The 25,680-nt window shown below is 64.7% G+C and carries 24 protein-coding genes; 11 read left to right on the top strand and 13 right to left on the bottom strand.

Features of this window, described 5'->3' with window-relative positions; genetic code table 11:
* Nucleotides 1-20: 20 nt before the first annotated feature.
* Nucleotides 21-767 carry a cytochrome c biogenesis CcdA family protein gene (locus CK222_RS24660; RefSeq protein WP_067000319.1) on the bottom strand — a complete coding sequence of 249 codons (747 nt, stop codon included), beginning with the start codon at nt 765-767 and terminating at the stop codon, nt 21-23.
* Nucleotides 768-1,173: 406 nt separating this feature from the next.
* On the opposite strand from CK222_RS24660, the gene topA reads away from it, so the two are divergent.
* The 7 genes from topA to rpmG all read left to right on the top strand — a co-directional run bounded on the left by topA (nt 1,174) and on the right by rpmG (nt 9,497).
* The gene (topA, locus tag CK222_RS24655) at nt 1,174-3,741 is read left to right on the top strand and encodes a type I DNA topoisomerase (RefSeq protein WP_067328149.1); all 2,568 of its coding nucleotides are present in this window, start codon (nt 1,174-1,176) and stop codon (nt 3,739-3,741) included.
* Nucleotides 3,742-3,747: 6 nt separating this feature from the next.
* Complete coding sequence (rnr, locus tag CK222_RS24650) at nt 3,748-6,057, top strand: ribonuclease R (protein WP_095802208.1); 2,310 nt, start codon at nt 3,748-3,750, stop codon at nt 6,055-6,057.
* Nucleotides 6,057-6,497 carry a DUF983 domain-containing protein gene (locus CK222_RS24645; protein ID WP_095802261.1) on the top strand — a complete coding sequence of 147 codons (441 nt, stop codon included), beginning with the start codon at nt 6,057-6,059 and terminating at the stop codon, nt 6,495-6,497. The genes rnr and CK222_RS24645 overlap by 1 nt, the downstream gene beginning before the upstream one ends.
* 184 nt (nt 6,498-6,681) lie before the next feature.
* Entirely contained in the window at nt 6,682-7,422 is a 741-nt protein-coding gene (locus CK222_RS24640) for an NUDIX domain-containing protein (protein ID WP_095802207.1), read from the top strand.
* 19 nt (nt 7,423-7,441) lie between these two features.
* The gene (locus CK222_RS24635; RefSeq protein ID WP_095802206.1) at nt 7,442-8,617 is read left to right on the top strand and encodes an MFS transporter; all 1,176 of its coding nucleotides are present in this window, start codon (nt 7,442-7,444) and stop codon (nt 8,615-8,617) included.
* Between the two features lie 98 nt (nt 8,618-8,715).
* Complete coding sequence (locus CK222_RS24630; protein ID WP_095802205.1) at nt 8,716-9,174, top strand: hypothetical protein; 459 nt, start codon at nt 8,716-8,718, stop codon at nt 9,172-9,174.
* 155 nt (nt 9,175-9,329) lie between these two features.
* Complete coding sequence (gene rpmG, locus CK222_RS24625) at nt 9,330-9,497, top strand: 50S ribosomal protein L33 (RefSeq protein WP_040995604.1); 168 nt, start codon at nt 9,330-9,332, stop codon at nt 9,495-9,497.
* Nucleotides 9,498-10,008: 511 nt separating this feature from the next.
* On the opposite strand, the gene CK222_RS24615 is transcribed toward rpmG, so the two are convergent.
* Together CK222_RS24615 and CK222_RS24610 are read right to left on the bottom strand one after the other, a co-directional pair.
* Nucleotides 10,009-11,382 carry a PleD family two-component system response regulator gene (locus CK222_RS24615; RefSeq protein ID WP_095802204.1) on the bottom strand — a complete coding sequence of 458 codons (1,374 nt, stop codon included), beginning with the start codon at nt 11,380-11,382 and terminating at the stop codon, nt 10,009-10,011.
* Nucleotides 11,383-11,397: 15 nt separating this feature from the next.
* Entirely contained in the window at nt 11,398-11,769 is a 372-nt protein-coding gene (locus CK222_RS24610; protein ID WP_027166515.1) for a response regulator, read from the bottom strand.
* 238 nt (nt 11,770-12,007) lie between these two features.
* On the opposite strand from CK222_RS24610, the gene CK222_RS24605 reads away from it, so the two are divergent.
* Together CK222_RS24605 and CK222_RS24600 are read left to right on the top strand one after the other, a co-directional pair.
* A complete protein-coding gene (locus tag CK222_RS24605; RefSeq protein WP_095802260.1) occupies nt 12,008-12,307 on the top strand; it encodes a DUF3572 domain-containing protein in 300 nt (99 codons plus the stop codon).
* Nucleotides 12,304-12,957 carry a hypothetical protein gene (locus CK222_RS24600; protein WP_095802203.1) on the top strand — a complete coding sequence of 218 codons (654 nt, stop codon included), beginning with the start codon at nt 12,304-12,306 and terminating at the stop codon, nt 12,955-12,957. Before CK222_RS24605 ends, CK222_RS24600 begins: the two co-directional genes overlap by 4 nt.
* Nucleotides 12,958-12,966: 9 nt before the next feature.
* Here the strand turns inward: CK222_RS24600 and CK222_RS24595 are convergent, their stop codons facing one another.
* Nucleotides 12,967-14,550 carry a hypothetical protein gene (locus CK222_RS24595; RefSeq protein ID WP_095802202.1) on the bottom strand — a complete coding sequence of 528 codons (1,584 nt, stop codon included), beginning with the start codon at nt 14,548-14,550 and terminating at the stop codon, nt 12,967-12,969.
* A 101-nt stretch (nt 14,551-14,651) separates the two neighbouring features.
* On the bottom strand, nt 14,652-15,227 hold the full coding sequence (locus CK222_RS24590) for a GNAT family N-acetyltransferase (RefSeq protein WP_095802201.1): 576 nt from the start codon (nt 15,225-15,227) through the stop codon (nt 14,652-14,654).
* A gap of 65 nt (nt 15,228-15,292) precedes the next feature.
* Here CK222_RS24590 and CK222_RS24585 point away from each other — a divergent pair, with 65 nt between their 5' ends.
* Entirely contained in the window at nt 15,293-16,621 is a 1,329-nt protein-coding gene (locus CK222_RS24585; RefSeq protein ID WP_095802200.1) for a DNA polymerase IV, read from the top strand.
* A gap of 28 nt (nt 16,622-16,649) precedes the next feature.
* On the opposite strand, the gene CK222_RS24580 is transcribed toward CK222_RS24585, so the two are convergent.
* The 5 genes from CK222_RS24580 to CK222_RS24560 form a co-directional block, all read right to left on the bottom strand.
* Nucleotides 16,650-17,153, bottom strand: coding sequence for a hypothetical protein (locus CK222_RS24580; protein WP_095802199.1), 504 nt, complete (start codon nt 17,151-17,153; stop codon nt 16,650-16,652).
* 155 nt (nt 17,154-17,308) lie between these two features.
* Complete coding sequence (locus tag CK222_RS24575) at nt 17,309-18,487, bottom strand: hypothetical protein (RefSeq protein WP_095802259.1); 1,179 nt, start codon at nt 18,485-18,487, stop codon at nt 17,309-17,311.
* Nucleotides 18,488-18,523: 36 nt separating this feature from the next.
* Nucleotides 18,524-19,534, bottom strand: a complete 1,011-nt coding sequence (locus tag CK222_RS24570; protein ID WP_095802198.1) for a succinylglutamate desuccinylase/aspartoacylase family protein — start codon at nt 19,532-19,534, stop codon at nt 18,524-18,526.
* 9 nt (nt 19,535-19,543) lie between these two features.
* Entirely contained in the window at nt 19,544-19,888 is a 345-nt protein-coding gene (locus CK222_RS24565) for a RidA family protein (RefSeq protein ID WP_067000282.1), read from the bottom strand.
* A 33-nt stretch (nt 19,889-19,921) separates the two neighbouring features.
* Nucleotides 19,922-21,247 (bottom strand): alanine racemase, encoded by a 1,326-nt coding sequence (locus CK222_RS24560; protein ID WP_095802197.1) that lies wholly within the window; start codon nt 21,245-21,247, stop codon nt 19,922-19,924.
* Between the two features lie 68 nt (nt 21,248-21,315).
* Here CK222_RS24560 and CK222_RS24555 point away from each other — a divergent pair, with 68 nt between their 5' ends.
* Complete coding sequence (locus CK222_RS24555) at nt 21,316-22,257, top strand: amidohydrolase family protein (RefSeq protein ID WP_095802196.1); 942 nt, start codon at nt 21,316-21,318, stop codon at nt 22,255-22,257.
* Here CK222_RS24555 and CK222_RS24550 read toward each other — a convergent pair.
* Genes CK222_RS24550 through CK222_RS24540 form a run of 3 tightly spaced genes read right to left on the bottom strand, consistent with a single transcriptional unit; the run spans nt 22,231 to nt 25,660 of the window.
* The gene (locus CK222_RS24550) at nt 22,231-23,202 is read right to left on the bottom strand and encodes an ABC transporter permease (RefSeq protein ID WP_095802195.1); all 972 of its coding nucleotides are present in this window, start codon (nt 23,200-23,202) and stop codon (nt 22,231-22,233) included. The genes CK222_RS24555 and CK222_RS24550 overlap by 27 nt on opposite strands.
* Nucleotides 23,199-24,164, bottom strand: a complete 966-nt coding sequence (locus CK222_RS24545; protein ID WP_095802194.1) for an ABC transporter permease — start codon at nt 24,162-24,164, stop codon at nt 23,199-23,201. Before CK222_RS24545 ends, CK222_RS24550 begins: the two co-directional genes overlap by 4 nt.
* On the bottom strand, nt 24,161-25,660 hold the full coding sequence (locus tag CK222_RS24540) for a sugar ABC transporter ATP-binding protein (protein WP_095802193.1): 1,500 nt from the start codon (nt 25,658-25,660) through the stop codon (nt 24,161-24,163). The genes CK222_RS24545 and CK222_RS24540 overlap by 4 nt, the downstream gene beginning before the upstream one ends.
* Between the last annotated feature and the right edge of the window lie 20 nt (nt 25,661-25,680).

Here is a 25,680-nt window from a genome sequence, read left to right as displayed (position 1 = left end):
CCTGTGCACGAAGTGGCAGATCACCCGAGCCGCCCGAGCGCCGGGAAGTTTTCCAGCAGCCAGTAGGATGCGCTCTGCACGCCACCGGTGAGAAAAAACACGCCGGCGACGACGAGCAGCGCGCCGATCGCTTTTTCCACGCGACCGAGATGGACGCGGAATTTTCCCAAGAAGCGCATGAAGGCGCCGGAAAACAGCGCCGCGATCAGGAAGGGGATGCCGAGCCCGAGCGAATAGGCGGCGAGCAGCAGCGCGCCCTCGCCCACCGTCTCGCGGCCGCCGGCTAAAGTCAGGATCGGCCCCAGCACCGGGCCGATGCAGGGCGTCCAGCCGAAGGCAAAGGCCAGCCCCATGACATAGGCGGCGATCATGCTGGCCGGCTTGCCCTGCGACTGGAAGCGCGCCTCGCGCGACAAGAGCGGGATGCGCACGATGCCGAGGAAATTCAGGCCCATGATGATGATCAGCGCGCCGGCCACCATCGCCAGCGGTTCCTGCCAGACGCGCAGCAGCCGGCCGATCGTCGAGGCGCCGGCGCCAAGCGCGACGAAGACGGTCGAGAAGCCGAGCACGAAGGCAACAGAGGCATAGAGCAGCGCGCCACGTGCGCCTTCGCGCGCCGTCGCGCCGGCGTTGCCGCGGAAATCGTCGACCGAAACGCCGGCCATGTAGCAAAGATAAGGCGGCACCAGCGGCAGCACGCACGGCGACAGGAACGAGATCGCCCCTGCTCCGACCGCGCTGACATAGCCGATGTCCAATGCCATTTCACGATGCCCCGGTTGTGCTGGCGCCGATATAGCGATGCCGGCGCCCTCGTGCCAATCACCATTGTGTGGCGCGTGGTCGCTAGCCGAGGAAGAAGCGGCGGCCGCTGCGCGTTCAATGGATGGCGCGCCAGTGCCGCGTGCCGTCCGCGTACCGCCGGGCCGATGCTGGTTCTGTCGGCGACTCCCCTCGGTAAAAGACCGAACCAAGACACGATCCGTCGGTGCGCCAAAAAATGTGTTCTCCGCCATACACTCTAAGAGTGTATCGCTGTCGGCCAGTTCGCAAATTGGGCCTGTCCCCTTGACCGATTGCAAAAGCACGGCCATGTGAGCGACGAAAAGAGTGGGATTTCGTCGTGCGCCGCGGAGCTCTTCCGCCGCCTCACAGCTGATAAGAGACCTCATGGACGTCGTCGTCGTCGAATCGCCGGCCAAGGCGAAGACAATCAACAAATATCTGGGCAAGAACTATAAGGTCCTGGCCTCGTTCGGCCATGTCCGCGATCTGCCGGCCAAGGACGGCTCGGTGCGCCCGGACGAGGACTTCGCCATGTCCTGGTCGGTAGACACCGCCTCCGGCAAGCGCCTCGCCGACATCGCCAAGGCGGTCAAGGACGCCGACGGGCTGATCCTCGCCACCGACCCGGATCGCGAGGGCGAGGCGATTTCCTGGCATGTGCTGGAAGTGCTGAGGCAGAAGCGCGCGCTGAAGGACAAGCCGGTCAGCCGCGTCGTCTTCAACGCCATAACAAAGACCTCGGTAATGGAGGCCATGGCCAATCCGCGCCAGATCGATGCGCCGCTGGTGGACGCCTATCTCGCGCGCCGCGCGCTCGACTATCTCGTCGGCTTCACCCTCTCGCCGGTGCTGTGGCGCAAGCTGCCGGGCGCCCGTTCCGCCGGGCGCGTGCAGTCGGTGGCGCTGCGGCTGGTCTGCGACCGCGAATCCGAGATCGAGCGCTTCGTCCGCGAGGAATACTGGCAGATCGCCGCCATCCTCAACACGCCGCGCAACGACAGTTTCGAGGCGCGGCTGACCGCCTATGCCGGCAAGAAGCTGCAGAAGCTCGACATCGCCAACAAGGCCCAGGCCGACGACATCAAGGCGATGCTCGAAGGTGCGACCTTCAAGGCGCTGTCGGTCGAAGCCAAGCCCACCAAGCGCAATCCGGGCCCGCCCTTCACCACCTCGACGCTGCAGCAGGCCGCCTCCTCGCGGCTCGGCTTCTCGGCCAACCGCACCATGCAGGTGGCGCAGAAGCTTTACGAAGGCATGGATGTCGGCGGCGAGACCGCCGGCCTCATCACCTATATGCGAACCGACGGCGTGCAGATGGCGCCGGAGGCGATCACCGCGGCGCGCGATGCCATCGCCAGCGAGTTCGGCGCGAAATACCTGCCCGAAAACCCACGCTATTATTCGGTCAAGGCCAAGAACGCCCAGGAAGCGCATGAGGCGATCCGCCCTACCGATTTCAAGCGCACGCCGGCATCGGTCAGGCAATATCTCGATGCCGATCAGGCGCGCCTCTATGAGCTGATCTGGAAGCGCGCGATCGCCAGCCAGATGCAGCCGGCCGAGATCGAGCGCACCACGGTCGAGATCGAGGCGGTCAACGGCGCCCGCACCGCCGAGCTTCGCGCGGTCGGCTCGGTCATCCGCTTCGACGGCTTCATCGCCGCCTACACCGACCAGAAGGACGAGGACGCGGAGGACGAGGAAAGCCGCCGCCTGCCCGAGATCCGCGCCGGCGAGCAGCTTGCCCGCGAGGCGATCAACGCCACCCAGCACACGACCGAGCCGCCGCCGCGCTATTCCGAGGCGTCGCTGATCAAGAAGCTGGAAGAGCTCGGCATTGGCCGGCCGTCGACCTACACGGCGATCCTGAAGACGCTTGAGGACCGCGACTACGTCGCCATCGACCGGCGCAAGCTGGTGCCGCAGGCCAAGGGCCGGCTGCTGTCGGCCTTCCTCGAAAGCTTCTTCGAGCGCTATGTCGAATATGACTTCACAGCCTCGCTCGAGGAAAAGCTCGACGAGATCTCCGACGGCAAGCTCGCCTGGAAGGACGTGCTGCGCGACTTCTGGAAGGATTTTTCGGGCGCCGTCGACGACATCAAGGAACTGCGCGTCTCAGACGTGCTCGATGCGCTCAACGACGAGCTGGCGCCGCTGGTGTTCCCCGCGCGGGAGGACGGCTCAAACCCGCGCGTCTGCCCGAAATGCGGCACCGGCAACCTGTCGCTGAAGCTCGGTAAGTTCGGCGCCTTTGTCGGCTGCTCGAATTATCCGGAATGCTCCTATACCCGCCAGCTTGGCGACGCCGCCAATCCCAACGGCGAGAACGGCAACGGCGACGACGGCGTCAAGCTACTCGGCAAGGATCCATACACCGCCGAGGAGATCACGCTCCGGAGCGGCCGCTTCGGCCCCTACATCCAGCGCGGCGAAGGCAAGGACGCTAAGCGCTCGAGCCTGCCCAAGGGCTGGACCGCCGAGTCGATCGACCATGAGAAGGCGCTGGCGCTGCTGGCATTGCCGCGCGATGTCGGTAAGCATCCGGAAACCGGCAAGATGATCTCGGCCGGTCTTGGGCGGTACGGACCCTTCGTGCTGCACGACGGCACCTACGCCAATCTCGAAAGCATCGAGGACGTGTTCTCGATCGGCCTGAACCGCGCCGTTTCGGTGATCGCCGAGAAGCAGCAGAAGGGCAAGGGCGGCCGCAACGGGAGCACGCCGGCTGCGTTGAAGGAACTGGGCGAGCATCCCGACGGCGGCGGCAAGATCGTCGTGCGCGACGGCCGCTACGGACCCTACGTCAATTACGGCAAGGTCAATGCCACGCTGCCCAAGGGCAAGGATCCGCAATCGGTGACGATGGACGAGGCAATCGCCCTGATTGCTGAGAAGGAAGCCAAGGGCGGAGGCGGCAAGAAGCCGTTCCGCCGGGCGGCAAAGAAAGGATAGCACGACGTGGCGCGCAGGATCTCCGGAAGAAGTCACGGCGATCCGCGCAGCGCCGACACCAGGGCGAAGGTGGTCAAGGATGACTACCGGCCCTCGCGCGACGAAATCCTGCGCTACATCGCTGAGAACCCCGACCGCTCCGGAAAACGCGACATCGCCAAGGCGTTCGCGCTGCGCGGCGAGGACCGCATCTGGCTCAAGGATCTGCTGCGCGACCTGCAGGATGAGGGCCTGCTGACCAGGAACCGCAAGCGGCTCACCCGCGCCGGCTCCCTGCCCCATGTCGCCGTGCTCGACATTTTCGGCCGCGATAACGATGGTGTGCTTCTGGCGCATCCGAGCGAATACACCGGCCCGGGCTCGCCGCCCGTGATCGCCATCCGCATTTCGCGCGGCGCCAGCGGCCCGGTTCCGGGCATCGGCGCCCGCGTCCTCGCCAAGACCTTCCCGACCGACGATCCCTCAGGCCCCGCCTATACCGGGCGGGTCATGAAGATTTTCGAGAAGCGCAGCGAAGCCGTGCTCGGCGTCTTCCGCGTGCTGAAGGACGGCACCTTTCGCATCGAGCCGGTGGAACGCCGCCAGCCCGAGCTGATCGTCGACAAGGAATTCCAGAACGGCGCCAAAAATGGCGATCTGGTCGAGGTCGAGCCGGCGCGCGCTTCGCGCTACGGCCTGCCGCGGGCCAAGGTGCTGGCGGTGCTGGGCTCGCTGACTAGCGAGAAGGCGGTCTCGATGATCGCCATCCACGCCCACGACATACCCCACGTCTTTCCGGCCCATGTGATCGCCGAAGCCGACGCCGTGAAGCCGGTTTCGCTTGCCGGGCGCGAGGACTGGCGCGATCTGCCGCTGGTTACCATCGATCCGGCCGACGCCAAGGACCATGACGACGCGGTGTTCGCCACGCCCGATACGGATAAGAAGAATCCCGGCGGCGTCATCGTCACCGTGGCAATCGCCGATGTCGCGGCCTATGTCCGCTACGGCACGCCGCTCGACCGCGAGGCGCTGAAGCGTGGCAATTCGGTCTATTTCCCGGACCGCGTCGTGCCGATGCTGCCCGAGCGCATCTCCAACGACCTCTGCTCGCTGCGCGAAGCGGAGGACCGCCCGGCGATCGCCGTGCGCATGACCTTTTCGGCGGAAGGCCGCAAGCTCAGGCACTCGTTCCACCGCATCATGATGAAATCGGCGGCCAAGCTCGCCTACCCGCAGGCGCAGGCGGGGATCGATGGCGTGCCCGACGACAAGACGGGGCCGATCCTCGAAGGCGTTCTGAAGCCCCTCTGGGATGCCTATGCCGTGCTCAAGCGCGGCCGCGACAGCCGCCAGCCGCTCGAACTGGAGCTGCCGGAACGCAAGATCCTGCTCAAGCCCGACGGCACCGTCGACCGGGTCGTCGTGCCGGAGCGCCTCGACGCCCACAAGCTGATCGAGGAGTTCATGATCCAGGCCAATGTCGCGGCCGCGGAGACGCTTGAAGGCAAGAAAGAGCCGCTCGTCTATCGCATCCACGACGCGCCGTCGCTGGCGAAACAGGAATCGCTGCGCGAGTTCCTGCACACGCTTGGCCTGTCGCTGGCGCGCGGCGCGCAGATGCGGCCCGGGCAGTTCAACGGCATTCTGGAGCGGGTGCGCGGCGCCGACAACGAGGCGCTGGTCAATGAAGTGGTGCTGCGCTCACAGAGCCAGGCCGAATACTCGCCGAAGAACATCGGCCATTTCGGTCTCAACCTGAGACGCTACGCGCATTTCACCTCGCCGATCCGGCGCTATGCGGATCTCATCGTGCATCGCGGACTGATTGCCGCGCTCGGCCTCGGTCCCGGCGGCCTGACGCAGCAGGAAGCGGATCGCCTGGAAGAGGTCGGCGCGCTGATCTCGGCCACCGAACGCCGCGCCATGGCGGCCGAACGCGACACGGTCGACCGGCTGATCGCGGCCTATCTCGCCGAGCGCATCAACGACACCTTCGACGCTCGCATCTCCGGCGTCGCCAAGGCGGGACTCTTTGTCCAATTGCCGCAGTATGGCGCCGATGGTTTCATCCCGGTGTCAAGTTTGGACGGCGATTACTATATCTACGATGAAACCGCTCGATCGCTGTTCGGAGAGCGCACCGGCAAGGGCTACCAGCTAGCCGACCGCGTCGAGGTGCGGCTGCTCGAGGTTGCGCCGATGGCGGGCGCGATGCGTTTCGAAATGCTGAGCGACCCGAAGCCGCTGCCAGGCTCGCGACGGTCGTTCCACAAGACCAAGGGCCGCGCCCGCGCGTCGCAGTCGCGCATGGGTCCCCGCGGCAGGAGAAGATGATGTCGAAGGGCATGGAAGAACAGGTTTTCGGCGGCGAGCACCATTCGGGCCGCGTCGCGCGTCCGCTGTGGACGGCAATCAAGCGCGGCATGCTTGGCCGGTGCCCGCATTGCGGCGAAGGCAAGCTGTTCGGCGCCTTCACAAAGCCCGTCGACAAATGCGGCGTCTGCGGCGAGGAGCTTCATCACCATCGCGCCGACGACCTTCCCGCCTATCTGGTGATCGTCATCGTCGGCCACATTGTGGTTGGCGCCTTCATGACTGTGGAGGCCGCCACCACGCTTTCGACCTGGCAGCACGCGCTGATCTGGGTGCCGCTGACCATTATTCTGGCCGTCGCGCTGTTGCAGCCGGTCAAAGGCGCCGTCATTGGCCTGCAATGGGCGCTCTATATGCACGGCTTCGGCGGCGAGAAGGACGAGTTCGAGCCGCATCTCTAAGCCTGGAGCGGTTCTGTCCTTGATACAAACAACGACCATCTCCGAGCAGTGGAATTCCAGATCGAGAACCGCTGCGCGTTTTTTCCTGGAATTGCTCCGGCAGCGACGTTTGGTCCGGGCTGGTGCAAAGGCCCGAACACGTAAGCCACTTTCGCGTTCGAGAAGTTTCCGCTAGGTCGAGCGCATGGAAGGAATGACCAAGGCGGATGTCGACAAGCTCGATAAAGGCTTGGCCGTGCACGGCGGTCGGGCGCTTCGCCCGCGCGATGCCGCAACCTTGATCCTGCTCGACAGGAGAACCAGCGACGTTCTGGTGCTGATGGGCCGGCGCCATGCCGGCCACGCCTTCATGCCGGGAAAATTCGTCTTCCCCGGGGGCCGCACCGATCCCGCCGACAGCCGCGTTCCGGTGGCTGCCCCGCTGCATCCTGAGGAAGAGGCGAGGCTTGTGAGCGGCCCCGGCCGCGCGAGTGCCGCACGGGCGCGCGCCATCGCCATGTCGGCAATTCGTGAGACTTACGAGGAAGCCGGCCTGCTGATCGGTCGTAAAGGCCCGTTCGCGACCGCCAAGCGCGATTGGCAGGGTTTCGTCGAACACAGCGTCGCACCGTCGCTGGACGCCCTGCGCTTCATTGCCCGCGCCATAACGCCGCCCAACCGCGTGCGCCGCTTCGATACCCGCTTCTTCAGCGCCTGGCGTGAGGATGTCGCCGTCGAATTGCCCGACGGTGGTCCAACCAACGAGTTGGAGGAGCTCGTCTGGCTGCCGCTTGGCGACGCCCGCAAGGCCGACACACCCGACATCACCCGCATGATCCTGGAAGAACTGGAAAGGCGGCTCGCCCACGATCCGTTGCTACGTCCGGGCGGCGCAGTGCCGTTCTTCCGCCTCATCCGAAACCGCTTCGTTCGCGAAGTCCTTTAGAAGCAGAGCATCCCCATCGATGACGGTCGATACCCAGCAACAGGGCGACGAACGCGTACACTGGCTGCCGATGACTGCGGCGATCTCCTCGATCAGCGTGGTCGGCATTGCCATCGGCCTCGGCATGCCGCTGCTCAGCGTCATCCTCGAATCGCGCGGCCACTCGGCCTCGATGATCGGCCTCAACACGGCGGTCGCCGGGCTCGCCTCGATCGCCGGCGCGCCGCTCGCCACGCCGCTGGCCATGCGCCTCGGCGTCGCCCAGACCATGCTTTTGATGATCGCCGTTGGCGCGCTCGCTTTTGTCGGCTTTCATTTCGCGCCGGCCTTCTGGATGTGGTTTCCGCTCCGCGTCGCGCTGCACATTTCGCTGACAGTGCTCTTCATTCTGTCGGAATTCTGGATCAGCACCTCGGCGCCCCCGCATCGTCGCGGCCTTGTGCTTGGCATCTACGCCACGGTGCTTTCTCTGGGCTTCGCCGCCGGGCCGTGGCTGTTCGCCCATGTCGGCTCCGGTGGATTCCTGCCGTTCGGCGTCACCATTGCGCTGGTGACGCTTGCTGCCATCCCGGTGCTGGCGGCTCGTAACGAGAGCCCGGCGATCGTCGCCGACGGCGAAACCAGCCATTTCCTGCGCTATATCTGGATGGTGCCCACAGCAACCTTCGCCGTGCTGGTGTTCGGCGCCGTCGAGACCGGCGGCTTTTCGCTGTTCCCGGTCTATGGCAGCCGCGTCGGCTACTCCGAGGCCGACGCCGCGCTGTTGCTGACCATGATCGGGCTCGGCAACGTGCTGCTGCAGATACCGATCGGGATGATCAGCGACCGAGTCTCGGACCGCCGCTACCTGCTTCTGGCCTGCGCCACGGTCGGCCTCATCGGAACCGTGTTCATGCCTTTCTTCGCCAAGGACTGGCACCTGATGGCGGCGCTTCTGTTCGTCTGGGGCGGTGTGGTCGCGGCCATGTACACGATCGGCCTTGCGCATCTGGGTTCTCAGCTTTCCGGCCATGAGCTCGCCTCCGCCAACGCCGCCTTCGTGCTCTGCTACGGCGTCGGCATGGTGATCGGTCCGCAGGCGATCGGCATCGGCATGGACGCCTTCGGCCCTTCGGGCTTCGGCTGGTCGCTGGCGCTGTTCTTTGCCGCGTACATGCTCCTAGTCCTCGTCAGGCTGGTGCGAAAGATCCTCTAGTGAAAATGTCGCCCGGCACCGGGGCATGCTGACATCACCGTGTCAGCAGGCCCCCTGCTATACCCTCGCTCCGATCCAGGAAGAGCGAGGATATAGCGATGATCGACAGCGGCTTTGAAACCAAGTCCCTCAGGATGGAACTGCTTCTGCTCGTCACCTTCCAGGCGCCGGCGGCCGATGTCGAGCGCATCATGGAGGCGGTGGTGGCGATCACGCCGCTGCGCATGGGCAAGTATGACGGCAATGCCTACCAGTCGGCGCAAGGAATAGAGCGCTACCGGACGCTCGAAGGCGCTGCCGCGGGCGCCGAGATCGAGTTGCGCAGGCGGCCGGGCACGGTCGAGGTGTCGTTCGAACTGCCCGACGATCAGGCGCTCGCCGCCCGTGTCGCCGAAGCGATATTCCAGGCCCATTCCTACCAGGAGCCTGTGATCCGCATTCAGCCGCTGCTGACCAGCCGTTCCAAGGGACTCGACGACCATACCAATCCGAACCGCTGGTGGAACACGACCGGTGACTGGAAGAAGCCCGATCTGCAGGTCAGGGAGAACGCCTGACGCGGCGAGTTCCGCCGCGTCAAAACGGGGCAAGAAGGGGCTTGGGCTTGACTTTCCGGGCGTCTTCTTTATGTGTCGCGCCAAGTTTCCCGCGTCCGGGTGTTTTCCCCGTGCTCCAGCGGCCAAAACTCCACGAACATTAACGGACGATCATCATGGCCAAAGCCGCAAACATCAAGATCAAGCTTCTGTCGACCGCCGACACCGGTTTCTTCTACGTGACCAGCAAGAACAGCCGCACCAAGACGGACAAGCTGTCGTTCCGTAAGTACGACCCGATCGCTAAGAAGCACGTCGAGTTCAAGGAAACCAAGATCAAGTAATCTGGTTTATCCTGAAATGCCGAAACGCCGCCCCTTGGGGCGGCGTTTTTGTTTTCAGCGGGCGGATGCTCGAGCAAGAAAGCCCGCGGCTGCCTGACGCTGAATCATCATGAGAAAAAGGGGGCCGGTCGGCGGTTGGCAGCGGTACGAGGAGGCCACTATGTGCCAGCGCCGGCCGGCCGACCCCACGGACCCAGGAGATGCGGCGGACCTGAGCATCATGGGGTATTTTTTTGGATCGAGCCGGGCAGTCTACCCTCGTGCCGGCTTCGTCTTCGGTCTATGCCAAGCAGATTTGCGCAAGAACGTATGAAAATCAACCATTTCTTAACCACGGCTCCCGAATCGCTTGGATTAAGGTAAATTCCTAACCCTATCGGGTTGACGCGGAATTGGGGGCTTCCGTGCGTAACCGCTTCACGGCGCAACGATTTCAGGCAACGCGCTTAAGTCTTCTGGTCTTGTCCATGTCGATGCGGCAAAACTGCTGCGCACCATTGGGTGGCATGGATTAGGCGGCCTTGGCGACAACCCGGTTGCGGCCGCCGCTCTTGGCCTCGTAGAGCGCAAGGTCGGCTCGCTTCATCAACCCCGCGACCGTATCGGCTCCCCTCAGCACCGATGACACGCCGACGCTGACCGTCACCTCGATCGTCTTGCCACTGCTTCCGATTGCGAAGGGCGCCTGCGCGATCTCGGCGCGGATACGCTCGGCCACCTTCTCGGCGATTGGCCCGTCGGTATCCGGCATGACCACGACGAACTCCTCGCCGCCGAAGCGGCAGGCGAGATCGATGCCGCGCACGTTCTTGCGCAGCCGCCTGGCGAATTCACGCAGAACGTCGTCGCCGCCGTCATGGCCATGGGCGTCATTGATGGATTTGAAACGGTCGAGGTCGGTGATCATCACCGAGAGCGGCCGCCGCCGCGCCACGGCGCGGTCGAACAGCGTCTCAAGATGGCTATCCAGGTAGCGGCGGTTGTGCAGGCCGGTCAGCGCGTCGGTCACCGCCATCTCGATGGTCTGGGTGACGCTGGCGCGCAGCTGATCGTTATAGCGCTTGCGCCGCACCTGCGTGCGCAGCCGGGCCGTCAGCTCGTGCTGATCGATCGGCCGCGTCAGATAGTCGTTGATGCCGAGTTCGAGGCCGCGGATGATGCGGCCCTCCTCGCCCTCATCGGCCAAGAGCATGATCGGCAGGAAGCGGGTGCGGTCGAGCGAGCGCAGTTGCGAGCAAAGCCGGAGCGCATCGAAATCGGCGAAAGCCGTCGAGATCAGCACGCATTCATAGGCGGTCTCGGCGGCCTGGAAGAATCCGGCATTCGGATCGGTGGCGACGTCGAGATCGGCGCTGCCGCGAAGCATCTTCTGGATACGCTCGATAGACGACTTGCGCTCGTCCACCAGAAGCACCTTGGGCTTGGTGTCTTCCGTCGCGAAATTGCGGCTGAGCAGCTCTTCGATGCCGATGTTGCGCGTGGTCGAGGCGCGCAGCCGCAATTCGTCGGTCAGCGACTTCAGCCTGACCAGGCTCTTCACCCGCGTCATCAGTTGCAGATCATTGACCGGCTTGGTGAGGAAATCGTCGGCGCCCGCCTCAAGGCCGCGCACCCGGTCGGATACCTGGTCGAGCGCGGTGATCATGACCACCGGAATATGCGAGGTCGCCGGGTCGCTCTTCAGCCGCTTACAGACCTCGAAGCCGTCCATGCCCGGCATCATCACGTCGAGCAGCACGACATCGACTTTGCCGTTTTCGCAGGTCTCGATCGCATCCGGGCCGTTGCCGGCCGTCAGCACCTCGAAATATTCGGCCAGCAGCCGCACCTCCAGCAGCCGCACATTGGCGGGGATGTCATCGACGACGAGGATCCGCGCAGTCATCTCAAAGGCTCCGGCTCAGGCATCGCCCAGATAGGATTTGATCGTTTCGATGAAGCGCGGCACCGAGATCGGCTTGGAAATATAGGCCTCACAACCGCCCTGCCGGATGCGCTCCTCGTCGCCCTTCATCGCGAAGGCGGTGACGGCGATGACCGGGATCGAGTGCAATTCGTCGTCTTCCTTCAGCCACTTGGTCACTTCCAGGCCAGAAACCTCGGGCAGTTGGATGTCCATCAGGATCAGGTCCGGCCGGTGCTGGCGCGCGAGATCCAGCGCCTCCAGGCCGTTGCGCGTGCGGACCGTTTCGTAACCGCTGGCTTCGATGAGGTCCCGAAAGAGCTTCATGTTGAGCTCATTGTCCTCGACGATCATGACCTTCTTAGCCATCAATTTCCCGTCCCGACGGTCCCCTGAGCCGAAGACCGCCGTCATGCGTCCTTGCCGGATCGCACCCAACCCGCCTGTACCGTACGTCAATATGATTGACGAAACGCAAACCTGCCGTTGGAAAAGCACACCGATTCCACTTGCGGCTGCAGGGCTGAAGCGGCTGAGACTTGCCGCAAGCGACGCTTGCCATTACTGCGGAAGAAAGACTCAACATGCACATCGGCAAAAGGTAATGATGGCAGACGCAGCGTCAATGCGTGAGGAGGCGGAAACCCTTGCCGTCAAGGCGCTTGGCTTCGTCGCCGGCGATCCGGAGCTGTTGCCTCGCTTCCTGGCGATAACCGGCATCGAGGCGCGCTCGATCCGCCACGCTGCCGCGGAGCCGGGCTTCCTTGCCGGCGTGCTGCAGTTCATCCTCGCCCACGAGCCGACGCTTTTGCGCTTTGCCGAGGAAACGGGCACGCCACCGGCTGCCGTCGGCAAGGCTTTGCGGGAGCTGCCGCTCGGCAACGACGATCATGAGCGCTCGACATGAGCGACGATCCCGAGACCGCGCGCCAGATCGAGGAGTTGGCGGCCGACGACCGGCCGCTGCTGGTGCTCGATGTCGATGATGTCGTGCTCGAATTCATCCGGCCCTTCCCGCGCTACCTGAAGTCGCGCGGCTTCGGGCTGACTCTCGCCTCCTTCCGGCTCACCGGCAACATCGCCGAGATGGCGTCCGGCCGGCTGATCGAGCAGGCGGAAGTGACGGCGCTTCTCGACGATTTCTTCGATGCCCAGGCCGATTGGCAAAGCATCACCGACGGCGCCGCGGAGGCGCTGGCGTCGCTCGGACAGCGCGCCGAGATCGTGCTCCTGACCGCGATGCCGCACAAGCACCGCGCCGTGCGCCGGGCGCATCTCGACGTGCTGGGCCTGAACTACCCGCTGCTGACCACGGAAATGGCAAAGGGCCCAGCCATCGCCAAGCTGCGCGGCGCCAAGGGCCGGCCCGTCGCCTTCGTCGACGATCAGCCCTCCAACCTGCTGTCGGCGCGCAGCTCTGTCGTCGACGCGCACCTCTTCCACCTGATGGCCGACAATTCGCTGCGCGCTTTCCTGCCGCCGACGCCGGACGACATCATCTCGGTCGATAACTGGCGCGAGGCGGCGCCGAGGATTGCGGGCGCGCTCGGGCTATAATTCAGGCGCTCAGGGCTGCAGCTTCGCTCCAGCCCCGCCATTGTCGCCGCCGTCCGAATCGGCCCCGCCGGTTGAATTGTCCGTTCCGTTCGCGCCGTCATCGCCGCTCGAATTGTCGTCCTGCCCCGCGCTGTCGTCCTGGACTTTATCCGGGCCCTTCAGCATGGCGCCGTTGACGACGATGGACCCATCGGCCTTGGTGTTGATCACCCACTCCAGGCGACCGTCAGGCAGTGTCTTGCCAAAACCCTTGACGGCAAGCGCGAACGGGAAGGCCTGCACCATTTGCTCATCGCTCTTTGCCGCTTCCTTCAGGGCATCGACGATCCTGTCGTAGCCGGCGACGTCGATGGTCACGCTCCCATCGGCTTTCTTGCTATCCGGGAAATACACCTCGCCTTCCATGGCGACTTCGATACCGCCATTCTTCACTGTCGAGTGCCCGAACACGATCTTGGGCTTCTTGGCCTTGAAATCCTCGACCAAAGCCTTGCCGAATGCATCCGGCAGCGACGGATTCTTATTGAGATCAAAGGCTTCGATCGTCTTCCTTGCCATGGTATCGAGATCAATATTGGCGCCACCGAAGTTGAGGTCGATATCCGTCGGCAGCAACGCGACGCTCCAGGCGGGCAGCGCTTGCTGCGGGATCGTCAGGCCGGAGGCCTTGATCGAGTAATCGACTCTGCCGTTCGGTGAGATTCCGTCCATCGCGAACGCGGTGCTGAACTGCTTCGCCGCGAATTTGCCGACAGGGCTCTCCACCTCGAAATCCTTAAAGCTGTAGTTGCCGTCGATCCTTTCCCAGACGGGCAGCGCGGCCAACAGGAGCGATTTGAGCTCCGCCTGGTTAGCCTTGAGCTTGGCTTCGTCCTCGTTGGCGACGGCAAAGGCAAGAAGGTCGAGCAACGGCTTCGTCCGTACGCCCTTGCCATTCGCATCAACGGAAAGTTCGGGCGTTTTCAGGGTGACCGGAAAATTCATTCCGCTGTTGGGATCGTCCATCTTGATAGTCTCGACGAAGCTCGAGACCTTTTGCGTTGCCTTGAAGTCGACGCCGCCATTGGCCGACTTGGTGGCGGCAATCGTCGCGGTGCCAGCACCGGCGGTGACGTCCGCCTGCTGCTTGGCTTCCCGAGACGTCATCGTCATGCCGGCCATCGAGCTGGCGCCGCTGGTGAACGCCGCCAGGTTCGGATCGTAGACGGCGGAGCCCTTGCCGTCCTTGACCGAAACTTGCATGCTTTGCGGGCCTTCGGGTCCGTTGAATTCGAAGGACATGGTGTGGGAAAAATCCGAGGTGACGTCCCAGAATCCATCGCTGCGCGGCTTCACCATCAAGGCATAGGGCGCGAGGTCGATCTTGAACGGCTTCTGCTCCGGCAGGGCGCTGACCAGGGCCTTGACGTCCACTGCGATCTTGTAGGCGTCGCCTTCGACCGAGACCTTGAGCACGCCCTTCTCGAACGCCTGCTTGCCGAAATAGCGCGCCAGATTGTCCGAAAGCTGTTTGGCGCCCTGGCTGTCGACGGTCTGCGCAACGGCCGGCGCGCTGAAAGCAAGAATGAAAACAAGTGGCAAAACACGCTTCACGTCAGTCTCCGTCGGTCTCGGAAGGCAAATCGTTTCGTCTTCTGGTGGAAAAGAAGCATTACAGCCGCAAGACGATGACTGTAAGCCAAATCATCAAGCGGCTAAAGCACCAGCCGCATCAGCGGCCTGCCGGGCTTGCGCTCCAGAAGCCTCTCGAACCCGGCCTTCTCGAACACGCGCGACGAGCCGACGAACAGCCCGATCGAACGCGAATCGCGCGACAGATCGATCGGGCAGGCTTCCAGCAGCCTGGCGCCATTTTCGCGGGCAAAGGCGATGCCGCCGTCGACAAGGCGATGAGTGATGCCCCTGCCCCGCGCCTTGGCGCGAATGAAAAAGCAGGAGATCGCCCAGACGTTCGGGTCTTGGGCATGCGCGGGATCGACAGGCGCCGAGCCCCGGCCTTGATTGTTCCATTCAGGCACGTCGGCGCGCGGGCCGACCTGCATCCAGCCGACGGCCTTGCCGTCCTCGAAAGCTAGAAGCCCGGGCGGCGGGCCGGCTTCGATGCGCGCCTTGATGTGATCCTTGTTGCGCTCGCGGTCGCTCGCCCGCCGCTCCGCCGGGGTCAGCCGGAAATGCGTGCACCAGCAGCCGTAACAGGCGCCCTGCTTGCCGAAGAGATCCTCGAAATCGGTCCAATGCTCAGGACTCAGCGGTACTATGGTCGTGCTCATACGTTCTCCCCAGGCCAAGCTTGTTGCCGGCCCTGCACTGTCGTACCATTGCGTTTGTTCTCTTTATGTTCGCAGCGATGGCGGCTCCTGTCAACAATCCCGAACACGGCTTTTGTCGCGACTGCCTGGCTTCTCAGCGCAGCGAGACGCGCCGTTGCGAGCGCTGCGGCAGCCCGCGCCTTGTCCGTCATCCGGAACTCTACCGGCTGCACATCGCTCACATCGACTGCGACGCTTTCTATGCCGCCATCGAAAAGCGCGACAATCCGGCGCTGAAGGACAAGCCACTCATCGTCGGCGGCGGCAGGCGCGGCGTCGTCTCCACTGCCTGCTACATTGCCCGCATCCAGGGCGTGCGCTCGGCGATGCCGATGTTCAAGGCGCTCGAGGCCTGTCCCGAGGCCGTGGTGATTGCGCCGAACATGGAAAAATATGTCGGTGTCGGCCGCGAGGTGCGCGCGCTGATGCAGGCGCTGACGCCGCTGGTCGAGCCGCTGTCGATCGACGAAGCTTTTCTCGACCTCGCCGGTACCGAGCGGCTGCATGGCATGCCGCCGGCGCTTGTGCTGGCCCGCTTCGCACAGACCGTCGAGAAGGAACTCGGCATCACCGTTTCCGCCGGTCTCTCTTACTGCAAGTTCCTCGCCAAGATCGCGTCGGACTTCCGCAAGCCGCGCGGCTTTTCGGTCATCGGCGAAGCGGAAGCGCCAAGCTTTCTTGCCGGGCAGCCGGTCACGCTGATCTGGGGCGTCGGCAAGGCCTTGGCCGCGACGCTCGAGCGCGACGGCATCCGCACCATTGCCCAGCTGCAGCGCATGGAGCGCGGCGAACTGATGCGGCGCTACGGTGTCATGGGCGACCGGCTCTACCGGCTTTCGCGCGGCGAGGACGACCGCCGCGTCGACCCCGACGGCGATGCCAAGAGCGTGTCGGCCGAAACCACCTTCGACAACGACATCGGCTCGCTGGCAGAATTGGTGCCGGTGCTGCGCGGCCTGTCGGAAAAAGTCTCGGCGCGGCTGAAGAAATCCGGCATGGCCGGGCGCACCGTGGTGCTGAAGCTGAAGACGCAGGATTTCAAGCTGCGCACACGCAACCGCCAGCTTGGCGATCCGACACGGCTGGCCGATCGCATCTTCCAAACCGGGCTCGATTTGTTGCGTCGCGAGACCGACGGCACGAAATTCCGCCTGCTCGGCATCGGCGTCAGCGATCTTTCCGACGACGGGAAGGCCGATCCGCCGGATCTGGTCGACGTCCAGTCGCGCAAGCGCGCGATGGCCGAAACCGCGATCGACGAGCTGCGCGACAAATTCGGCAGGAAGGCCGTCGAGACCGGTTACACCTTCGGCAAGGGCCGTGCTGCCAACCCGCCCGAGCCGCTCGAGGACTGAGACCGGCTGGCATTCATGGGCGGCTTGATCAGGTGCGCTGCAGGTCGATCCGGCTCGTCACCATGGTCTTGCCAGTTTCTGGATCCGTGTCGGTCACCGTCAGCCGCATGCTGTCGCTGCCGGTCTTTTCGACGGTCAACTGCGCTTTGCGGTCGCCATTGACCTCCTTTGCCCAACGGATGCCGAGATTGAGCGCGTTGCCCGAGCGGCTGCCGTTCAATTGCGCCGGCCCGGTACGTGAGCCGATATAGACGCCGCTATAGCCCCTGCCGGTGGCCTTCAGATCCGCGCTGATCTCCCGCGTCATCAAGATCAGCCCGCGGCATTTGCCGTCGAGCGACAGCGAGGTCGAGGTAGCGCCGGATTTGAAGTCGCAGGAGATATTCACCGTCGGCGAATTCGCGCTCACCTTGAAGGTGCCGTTGCCGGCGAAGCTGCCCTGGAACGAGCGCAGGAAATCTGCATCGTCGGCGTAGGCGCTCGCGGCAGTCATCAGGCAGCCGGCGAGAACGAGCGGAACCACTGGTCTCATCGAAATTCTCCCCCGTTGGAGCCGAAACGCGCCTCCTGGCCTCGGAAGGCGCAAACAGACTCAGGAACGCAAGCGATCTTGGCAGGTTCCCCTGCCGATATCACCGTTTTGCAACAAGGCCGGTTGGCGTGAGGGTATTTTAAGACCGGCAGCGCTCAGGCCGAGAGCGCGGCCTTCACCCAATCCAGCCGCGCTGCCGGCACCAGCCCGTAATTATAGAAATTGATGCCATCGACATCAGTTTTCCGCGCCGGGCTGACCTTCGCCGCTAGCAACTGCGGACCCGCCATTTCCGGGTAAAAAAGCCGGTAGCCGGTGCCGAGAAATTTGCCGGCGCCGAGCGCGGCGCGGCCGTCCGTCACCAGGCTTGCGACATCCTCGGCCTGTATGTCATAGGCGCACAGGATCGCCCCGTCGCAGACCTTGCCGACAGCCGCCAGATCGCAGCCACCCAGCCAGCCTTCCTTGAGGTCGATGATGAGGACCTTGGTGACCGGATGCGCCACCTCGCGCAGCTCGGCGACCAGACTGGTCACCGGCTCGAAGCGCCAGACCAGATAGGCGTGTAGCTCCGGCCACGGCCCGAAAACTTCGAGTCCGCTCGCTGGAAAACCGGGGAAGCGCCGCTCCGGCACTGCGCGCTCGCAGGTCGCGACGATCCATTGCCGGACGAGCGCTCGCGCCCGTTCGGCGTTGACGCCGGCTTTAGCCGCGCGATCGACACAGGACGGACAGAAGCACAGCGACAGCAGGAAATCCTCCTCGGGCGTCAGGCCGACGCCGTCCTTCTCGTGATGGTATTCATGGGCAAATCCCATGAAGGAAGGGCTTTCGAGTTCGATCATATCCGGTTTGTAGCCGTGCGAGATGTCCGCAACCAGCGCCCGGACATAGGCGCGCGCGTCGGGATGCGAGGGACAGAGATTGTAATAGTTGGGATCGCCGAAGGCGTTGCGAGTGACCGCCTCGGGATGAAGCATGCCGAGGCGGGTGTTGTGCAGGCACACCGTCCAGCAAGAGACCCCGGGGCCGCCCTGTTCCCGCCGGCGGACGAGTTGGCCAAGCACGTCGCCGCCTTCGCTGATCACATCCGCGACCTTGGGCTGGATGGCGAGGTCGGCCCATCGCGCCGCTGACGGCTTGAAATAGATGGTGCCATCCTCTGGAAAATAGGCTTTTCGCCGCGGGCTACGCGGCTGCAGGAAGCGACCGGCATGATAAGAGGTGGCCAGGCTGATCATGTTGAGGCCGGCGCGCTGGACAATATCGCGCTCGACCGTCTCCAGGCCGAGATCCTGAATGTCCCAGGGATAGGTCCACATCGAAAGCTGCATGCTCATCCTCGGTTCTTCGTCCCTTCCGGGCCGGCGTCAGCCTTCGACCGGCTCGGCCACTTGCATCAGGCAGTCGCCCGCCTCGCACATGGTGTGCAGCCGGCGCGACAGCACAATGCCGCTTTCGGAGAAACGCATCGCCTCCTCGGCAAGCTCCAGCCGTTCGAGATCGTGATACCATCCCGCCAGCTGGCCAGCACTGACGCTGTCGCCGAGGCGGACCGCAGGCTCGAACCAGCCGCGCCGCGTCGAGTAGATGCCCTGGCTGTGCCTCGACAGCGAAAGCAACCGCGTCGGCTTCGCCGGCTCTGCGTCCGATGTGAGCACCGGCGCCGCGACCACGCCCAGCTCGACCATCAGGCGATCGAGCGCGCGAGCGGTAAGCGTCATCGAATTGACGGTAGCGGTTCCGCCGCCGCCGAATTCGCCGCTGACGCCGATGGCGCCCGCCCGGCGCGCGGCACCCATCGAGGTCGGCGAGGCCTGGCCGTTGTCTGCGACGAAGCCGAACGGCATCCCGAGCGCGCGCATTAGCTCGACACCCCGCCGATGGCGCTCGGCATCGGCATTGCGCTCGACCAGCGCCGTCGGCAGATGCTCCATCGAGGTGCCGCCCGAATGGATGTCGAAGACGACATCGTGACGGGGAAACAGTTCCGTTTCCAGGAAATGGGCGAGCCGACTGGTCGGCGTGCCCGACGGATCGCCCGGGAACGCGCGGTTGAGGTTGCCGCCGTCCAGCGGCGAGCAGCGCTTGGCGGCCATAACCGCCGGCGCATTCGCCATCGGCAGGATTGTGATGCGACCGCTGATTGCGGCCGGATCGAGCCGGCGGATCAGCTTGGCCAGCGACAGCTCGCCCTCATACTCGTCGCCGTGGTTGCCAGCCATCAGCAGCAGTGAGGGACCCTTCCCGTTGCGAATGGTGCAGATCGGTACCTTGACCTGGAAATAGGGTGAGCGGTCGACCGAGAACGGAATGCTGAGATAGCCGAGCGTTTTGCCTTCGCGGTCGAAATCGAGCGTGTGGACAAGGCCGGTATGCATGCTGTCCTCTCAGACGGCCGCGACGGCGGTGACTTCGATGCGCAGGTCCGGGTCGGCCAGACGCGCTTCGACGCAGGCGCGTGCCGGCAGGCGCTCGGGATCCACCCAGGCATCGTAGATTTTGTTCATCGCGTCGAAATCGCCGATCTGCGGCAGGAAGATGTTGACCGCCACGAGCTTCGACTTGCTGCTGCCGGCCTCATGCAGCAGCGCCTCGACTTTGGCCAGAACATCGCTGGTCTGCGCTTCGATGCCCCCCTTGCGGTCGTTGGCGACCTGGCCGGCTATATGCACCATGCCGCCATACACCACCGCCTGCGACATGCGAGAGCCGGACTGGAAGTATTTGATCATCTCGGATCCTTTCTAGTTCTTTTGGAGGCCTGGTCAGCCGAAATACGTCGGAAAGACATGGGCCACACGACCGGTCGCATGCACGCCGAAAATAACGCGATAGCGGTCGAGGCAGGTGCAGGGATGCGAAATGCCGAATTCGATGACATCGCCGACCGCGATGTCGTCGCCAGGCTGGAGAGCCAGGAAGGCATGCTGATCGTTGAGCTTGACTACCTGCGATTTCTCAGGTGAAGCCGGCAGCGGCTCGCCCGAACGATACACCCTGAGCGGCTTGGGAAGACCCTGGTCGAAGGAGACGTCGCGCATGCCCATGCCGCAAATGACGAGATCAGGTTCCGGCCGCGAAAGCACTTCGGCCCAGACACGCAGGACCGGACGGAAAGAATTGCGCGCCGAGGCGGTGGCGCCGCCGAGCTCGAAACCGCTGCGGCTGTCGACCGCGCCAAGCGATCGGTCATAGACGCCGTGGTCGTGGAAGAAGATGGCACCGCTGCGCAGCACCAGCGTCGCCTTGCCGTCCTGTTCGACCAGCGGCGAAAGCGCCGCCACCACCCTGTCGAAGAAGACCGACCCGCCGGCCGTCACGACCAGGGGAGCCTCGCCGCCGAGGCGAGCGCGGAGCCTGAGGAACATGTCGCCCACCGATGCTAGCAGCGCAGAGACCGCTTCATCGGTGCGCAGCGGATCAGGCTGAGCGGCAGCGCCTTCATAGGTGCCGACGCCGGCAATGCGCAGCCGTCCGCCGGTCGCAACGACGGCATCGGCGATTGCCTCGGCCTCGGCCGTGGTTCGTGCGCCCGCCCTCGCCGCGCCGAGCTCGACCAGGACACGCAACGGCGGGAGATCGGCAGCTGCCCGCCACGCATCCGCCAGTGCCCGCACGGCCGCGACCGAGTCGGCGAAGACATAGAGCTCGGCATCCGGCCACGCGCCAGTCAGTTTCGCGAGCCGGCCTGCACCACCGGCGCCGCCGACCTCGTTGGCAACGATCAGTCTCGAGAGACCCGCCTTCAGCATCACCGTTGCCTGCCTTATATCGGCGACCGTCGTGCCCCAGGCACCGGCCTTGACGAGCGAATGGGCGAGATCCGGCGCCATCGGCGTCTTGGCATGCGGCGCGACCGCAGCGCCCTGCTCGCGCGCATAACGCAGGAACAAGTCGCGATTTGAGGCGAAGGCCGCTTCGTCAAGGGTGAGCAGCGGCAGCGACATGCGGCCATCGGCCGGATGCCAGCCTTGCTGTCCGGCCAGGCTGGAATCCAATCCGGACGTGCCGGGGGGCACGCCACGGATACAATCGTCGAGCATGAAATTTTCATGCACGACAAGCGATTGGGCCGGTGTGTTCTCGCTCATCCGATGCTAACCCTTCCGTCGCCGAACAATGGCTCAACCGATTGCCGGCCAAGGCCTGAGGGAACCGCGTGCCAAATCCCTACTCCGGACCCATCATCGACGCCCATCACCATCTCTGGGATCTCAGCCTCGGCCGCCATCCCTGGCTGACCGCCTCTGCCGGCGAACGCGGCGGCCTCGGCGAGCTTGATGCCTTGCGCCGCAACTATCTGCCTGAGGATTATCTGCGCGACGCCGCCCGGCACAATGTCGTCGCCAGCGTCCATGTCGAAGCCGGCTGGGCGAGCGACGACAGCGTCGGCGAGACCCGCTGGCTCGAGACGCTCGACAAGTCGTGCGGCGTAGCGGCGCGCTACGTCGTCCATGTGCCGTTGGCGAGCCACAACGCGGCGGAGTTGATCGAGGCGCAGGCCGCGTTCGACCGCGTCATCGGCATACGCGACATTCTGAGCTGGGACCCTGATCCCGCCCGGCGCTTCGCCGCTCGCGACGGCATAATGGACGATCCCGCCTGGCGCGCCGGCCTTGGCTCGCTCGCCCGGTACGGGCTCTCCTTCGACCTGATGGTGTTTCCACGCCAACTGGCCGAGGCAGCGCACCTCGCCGCGGCCTTTCCCGACCAGCAATTCGTCCTCAACCATTGCGGCAGCCCGATCGACCGTGATCCCGAAGGCTTGCAGAGATGGCGAGACGGGCTGCGGCGGCTGGCCGAGCGCGACAACGTCGCCATCAAGATATCCGACCTGATCGCTTACGATCATGACTGGACGCTCGAAAGTCTGCGGCCGATCGTTCTGCATTGCATCGACTGCTTCGGCATGAAGCGCGCCATGTTCGGCTCCGACTTCCCGGTCGCCGGCCTGCACGCCTCGTTCAATGAGGTATATGACAGCTTCAAGGTGATCACCGCCGATCTTTCCCGGGACGAGCAGGCGGCGCTGTTCTTTGGCAACGCCGCTCGCATCTATCGCCTGGACCCCGGGTCATCGCCGGGCTTGCTCCCTGCCTGAGAGCAGCAGGAGCCCGAGGATGAGCGAACCGAACAGGATGCTGCGCCAGCCGGGCGATGCATTGACCACGGTGATCAGCGCAGTGATCGTCACCAGCAGGATGGCTCCCGGGATGGTGCCGGCATAGGTGCCGAGCCCGCCGAGGATCGAGGTGCCGCCAAGCACCACTGCGGCGATCGAGGCGAGCAGATAAGGATCGCCGATCCCGACATAGCCCTGCCCGTTCATGCCGAGCACCAGCACGCCCGCGAGCCCCGCCGTGAATCCGCTGATGCCATAGACAGCCAATGTCGTGGAAATGATCGGCACGCCCGACAGCGAAGCCGCAAGCGGATTGGCCCCCATGGCGAAGATGCGGGCGCCGAAAGGCGTTGCATGCATCAGCGTCAGCACGAGCACGGAAACCGCGATCCATAGCAGGATGCCAGCCGGGATGCCGGCCGGCCGCGCATTGCCAAGCCAATGAACCAGCGGGTTCTCGGCGGTGACGGCACTGCCGCCGGCAATGATGATCAGCAGACCCTGCAGGAATGTCGCCATGGCCAGCGTCATGATCATCGGATGGACGCGCAGCAGCGCCACCCCTAACCCGTTGACCACGCCGATAGCTGTGGTCAGCGCAAGCACCGCGAGCACGGAGGCAAGGCCGGTCGGATCGGCCTGCCATGACAGCAGCGGCAGGCTGATGGCGCTGACGGTGACGATCGCTGCCACCGAGAGATCGATCCCGCCGGCGATCACCACGAAGGTCTGCCCGGCCGCCACGAGGCCGATCACCGCGCCAAGTTCTACCAGGTAGCGCACATGTCCGTAGGCGCCGAAGCCGCGCGATGCGATGCTCGCCGCAATCCAGACTGCGACGACGATGGCAAGGGTGAGGAACGGTCGGCTGGTGAGGATCGCCCTGGCGCGTCTGCCGCCGGGGCTATCGGTCCACGCTGTCATTGCTGCACCTTGCGGAATTGCGGGATGGCGACCGCGCCGATGATGATCAGCCCTTGCGCGACATACTGCGCTACCGGGGTGAAGCCGAGGAAGAACATCACGCTAATCATCAGGCTGAGCAGCAGGCTGCCGGCGAGCGCGCCTCGCATGGTGCCCTGCCCGCCGAGAAAGCCAATGCCGCCAAGCACGGCAGCGGCAATGGAATTGAGCGTGAAGGCGGTGCCGATGACCGGATCGCCAGAGCCCGTTTGCGCGGCGACGAACAGCCCGGCGCCGGTCGACAAGAGGCCGCTGATCGCATAGGCGGCCACACGCGCCGCGTCGACCGGCACACCGGAACGGTAAGCCCCGACCGGATTCTCGCCGGCGGCATAGAGGCTCAATCCAAGCGGCGTGGCGAGATAGAGCTTCCATAGCAGGACGATCACCACCAGCAGCACGAACGCCGCTGGCGTGTCGCCGGCAAGCAGGTCGGACAGCCAAGCCGGGATGGAGCCGCCAGGTCTCGGCAGGATCAGCAGTGCGGCGCCGCCGATGATGAACGAGCCGGCGAGCGTCACCACGATCGCCGGCAGGCGCAGCCTGACCACGATGAAGCCGGTCGCGGCGCCAATGCCGAGCCCGGCAAGCGCCACGGCGGCCGCGCCGCCGGCGACGCCCAGCTGTCCGCCCATGGTGGTCGCGGCAATGACCGCGCCGAGGCTGACGGTCGCGCCGATCGCAAGGCTGATGCCGCCGGTGAGCATGAGGATCGCCTGCGCCATCGCCACCAGCGCTAGCGGGAACCAGCTCTGGGTGAACTTGGCAAAGCCGGAGACCGTGAACAGGCCCGGAAAAAGCACGGCATAGGCGATGAGAAACGCCAGCACCACCAGGAAGAGGCTGCGAACGCCGATGTTGCGGCGCGCCTGCACCTGCCAGTAGAGCGCGCCGTCGGCTCTCGCGGATGGAATGATGCTCATGCCGCCACCTTCCGCCTCTCTGCACCCATCGCCGCCGACACGATGGCTTCCTCGCTCAGCGCGGCACGCTCGAGCATCCTGGCGACCCGGCCTTCACGAACCACCGCGACGCGGTCGCATAGATGCACCAGTTCCGGCGTATCGGAACTGAGCAGCACGACCGCCTTGCCAGCGGCGGCGAAGGCGCGAAGCATCAGATAGATTTCGCGCTTGGTCTCGACGTCGACGCCACGCGTCGGATCGTTGAGCAGCAGCACCAGCGGATCGTGCGGCATCCACTTCGCCAGCGCGACCTTCTGCTGATTACCGCCCGACAAGGCCTGCGCCGGACGCTGCAGGTCGCCCTTGATGGAAAGCTGGGCGGCGAGATCCCTTCCCTTCTGGCGTTCAGCCTTGCGGCTGCGCAGCTTCAACGACGAAAGTCTTGCGAGGGAAGGCAACATCATGTTGGTGATGATCGGATGAATAAGGTGGAGGCCCTCGCGCTTACGGTCGGCTGGCACATAGGCGAGCCCCAGCGCGTTGGCTTTCGGCACATTACCCGGCAGGCCCGACACGCCGTTTACCGTCGCCGAAACCGTCCTCGCCGGGATGGCCCCATAAAGACCGAGCAGCAGATCCTCCTGCCCCTGACCGACCAGGCCGCCTATGCCCAGCACCTCGCCGGTCCCGATGTCGAGGTCGACGTCGTGCATCAGGCCGGCCGAGAAGCCGCGGACCGAGATGGCGGCGCCGGGCGATATCGACGGCTGCCATTTCGGAAAGAGATCGCCGGGGTCGCGCCCGACCATCAGGCGCACCAATCCAGTCGCATCGGTTCCCTCCAGCGGCCGGTCGGCCGTGCAGGCGCCGTCCTTCAGCACCGTCACATGCTGGCAGAGCGCCATCACCTCGTTGAGCCGGTGCGAGATGTAGAGAATGGCGACGCCTTCTCCACGCAGCCGTCCCAAAAGGTCGGTGAGGATTTTCGTTTCCGTCGCCGAGAGCGACGAGGTCGGCTCGTCGAGGATGAGCACGCGCGGCCGGCGATAGAGAGCCTTGGCGATCTCCACCATCTGCCGTCGCCCGAGAGATAGATTCCCAACCGGTGTCGACAACGGCTCGTCGAGGCCGACGAGTTTGCATGCCGCCTTCGCCCGCGCGGCAAGCTCCTTGTAGTCGACCAGCCCGAAGCGCTTGGGATAGGCGCCGATGCCGATGTTCTCGGCTATCGAAAGGCTGGCCGTCAGGCTGAGCTCTTGCTGCACGACGGCGATGCCGGCCTGTCGCGCGAGCGCTGGCGTCATGCGTGCCACGGCACGCCCATCGACCTCGATGGTCCCGCTGTCCGAGCGCAAGGCGCCCGACAGGAGGTTGATCAAGGTCGACTTTCCGGCGCCGTTCTCGCCGAGCAGCGCATGCACGCGGCCCGGCTGGAGAGCGATGGAAACGTCGCGCAGGACGGGGTTGCCGAAGAACGCCTTCGACACCCCCCGCGCGGCAAGGAGCGGAGCCATGGTCAATGCTGCGACCCTTC

Source organism: Mesorhizobium sp. WSM3866 (assembly GCF_002294795.1).
In the GTDB taxonomy this organism is placed as follows: Bacteria; Pseudomonadota; Alphaproteobacteria; order Rhizobiales; family Rhizobiaceae; genus Mesorhizobium.
The sequence above is the reverse complement of the archived record's forward strand: the minus strand, read 5'-3'. Positions and strand labels throughout refer to the sequence as shown.

Coding starts and splice junctions, on each gene's coding strand:
- CK222_RS24660 (WP_067000319.1), bottom strand. CDS start 767: ATGGCATTGGACATCGGCTATGTCAGCGCGGTCGGAGCAGGGGCGATC.
- topA (WP_067328149.1), top strand. CDS start 1,174: ATGGACGTCGTCGTCGTCGAATCGCCGGCCAAGGCGAAGACAATCAAC.
- CK222_RS24645 (WP_095802261.1), top strand. CDS start 6,057: ATGTCGAAGGGCATGGAAGAACAGGTTTTCGGCGGCGAGCACCATTCG.
- CK222_RS24640 (WP_095802207.1), top strand. CDS start 6,682: ATGGAAGGAATGACCAAGGCGGATGTCGACAAGCTCGATAAAGGCTTG.
- CK222_RS24635 (WP_095802206.1), top strand. CDS start 7,442: ATGACGGTCGATACCCAGCAACAGGGCGACGAACGCGTACACTGGCTG.
- CK222_RS24630 (WP_095802205.1), top strand. CDS start 8,716: ATGATCGACAGCGGCTTTGAAACCAAGTCCCTCAGGATGGAACTGCTT.
- rpmG (WP_040995604.1), top strand. CDS start 9,330: ATGGCCAAAGCCGCAAACATCAAGATCAAGCTTCTGTCGACCGCCGAC.
- CK222_RS24615 (WP_095802204.1), bottom strand. CDS start 11,382: ATGACTGCGCGGATCCTCGTCGTCGATGACATCCCCGCCAATGTGCGG.
- CK222_RS24610 (WP_027166515.1), bottom strand. CDS start 11,769: ATGGCTAAGAAGGTCATGATCGTCGAGGACAATGAGCTCAACATGAAG.
- CK222_RS24605 (WP_095802260.1), top strand. CDS start 12,008: ATGGCAGACGCAGCGTCAATGCGTGAGGAGGCGGAAACCCTTGCCGTC.
- CK222_RS24600 (WP_095802203.1), top strand. CDS start 12,304: ATGAGCGACGATCCCGAGACCGCGCGCCAGATCGAGGAGTTGGCGGCC.
- CK222_RS24590 (WP_095802201.1), bottom strand. CDS start 15,227: ATGAGCACGACCATAGTACCGCTGAGTCCTGAGCATTGGACCGATTTC.
- CK222_RS24585 (WP_095802200.1), top strand. CDS start 15,293: ATGTTCGCAGCGATGGCGGCTCCTGTCAACAATCCCGAACACGGCTTT.
- CK222_RS24580 (WP_095802199.1), bottom strand. CDS start 17,153: ATGAGACCAGTGGTTCCGCTCGTTCTCGCCGGCTGCCTGATGACTGCC.
- CK222_RS24575 (WP_095802259.1), bottom strand. CDS start 18,487: ATGCAGCTTTCGATGTGGACCTATCCCTGGGACATTCAGGATCTCGGC.
- CK222_RS24570 (WP_095802198.1), bottom strand. CDS start 19,534: ATGCATACCGGCCTTGTCCACACGCTCGATTTCGACCGCGAAGGCAAA.
- CK222_RS24565 (WP_067000282.1), bottom strand. CDS start 19,888: ATGATCAAATACTTCCAGTCCGGCTCTCGCATGTCGCAGGCGGTGGTG.
- CK222_RS24560 (WP_095802197.1), bottom strand. CDS start 21,247: ATGAGCGAGAACACACCGGCCCAATCGCTTGTCGTGCATGAAAATTTC.
- CK222_RS24550 (WP_095802195.1), bottom strand. CDS start 23,202: ATGACAGCGTGGACCGATAGCCCCGGCGGCAGACGCGCCAGGGCGATC.
- CK222_RS24545 (WP_095802194.1), bottom strand. CDS start 24,164: ATGAGCATCATTCCATCCGCGAGAGCCGACGGCGCGCTCTACTGGCAG.
- CK222_RS24540 (WP_095802193.1), bottom strand. CDS start 25,660: ATGGCTCCGCTCCTTGCCGCGCGGGGGGTGTCGAAGGCGTTCTTCGGC.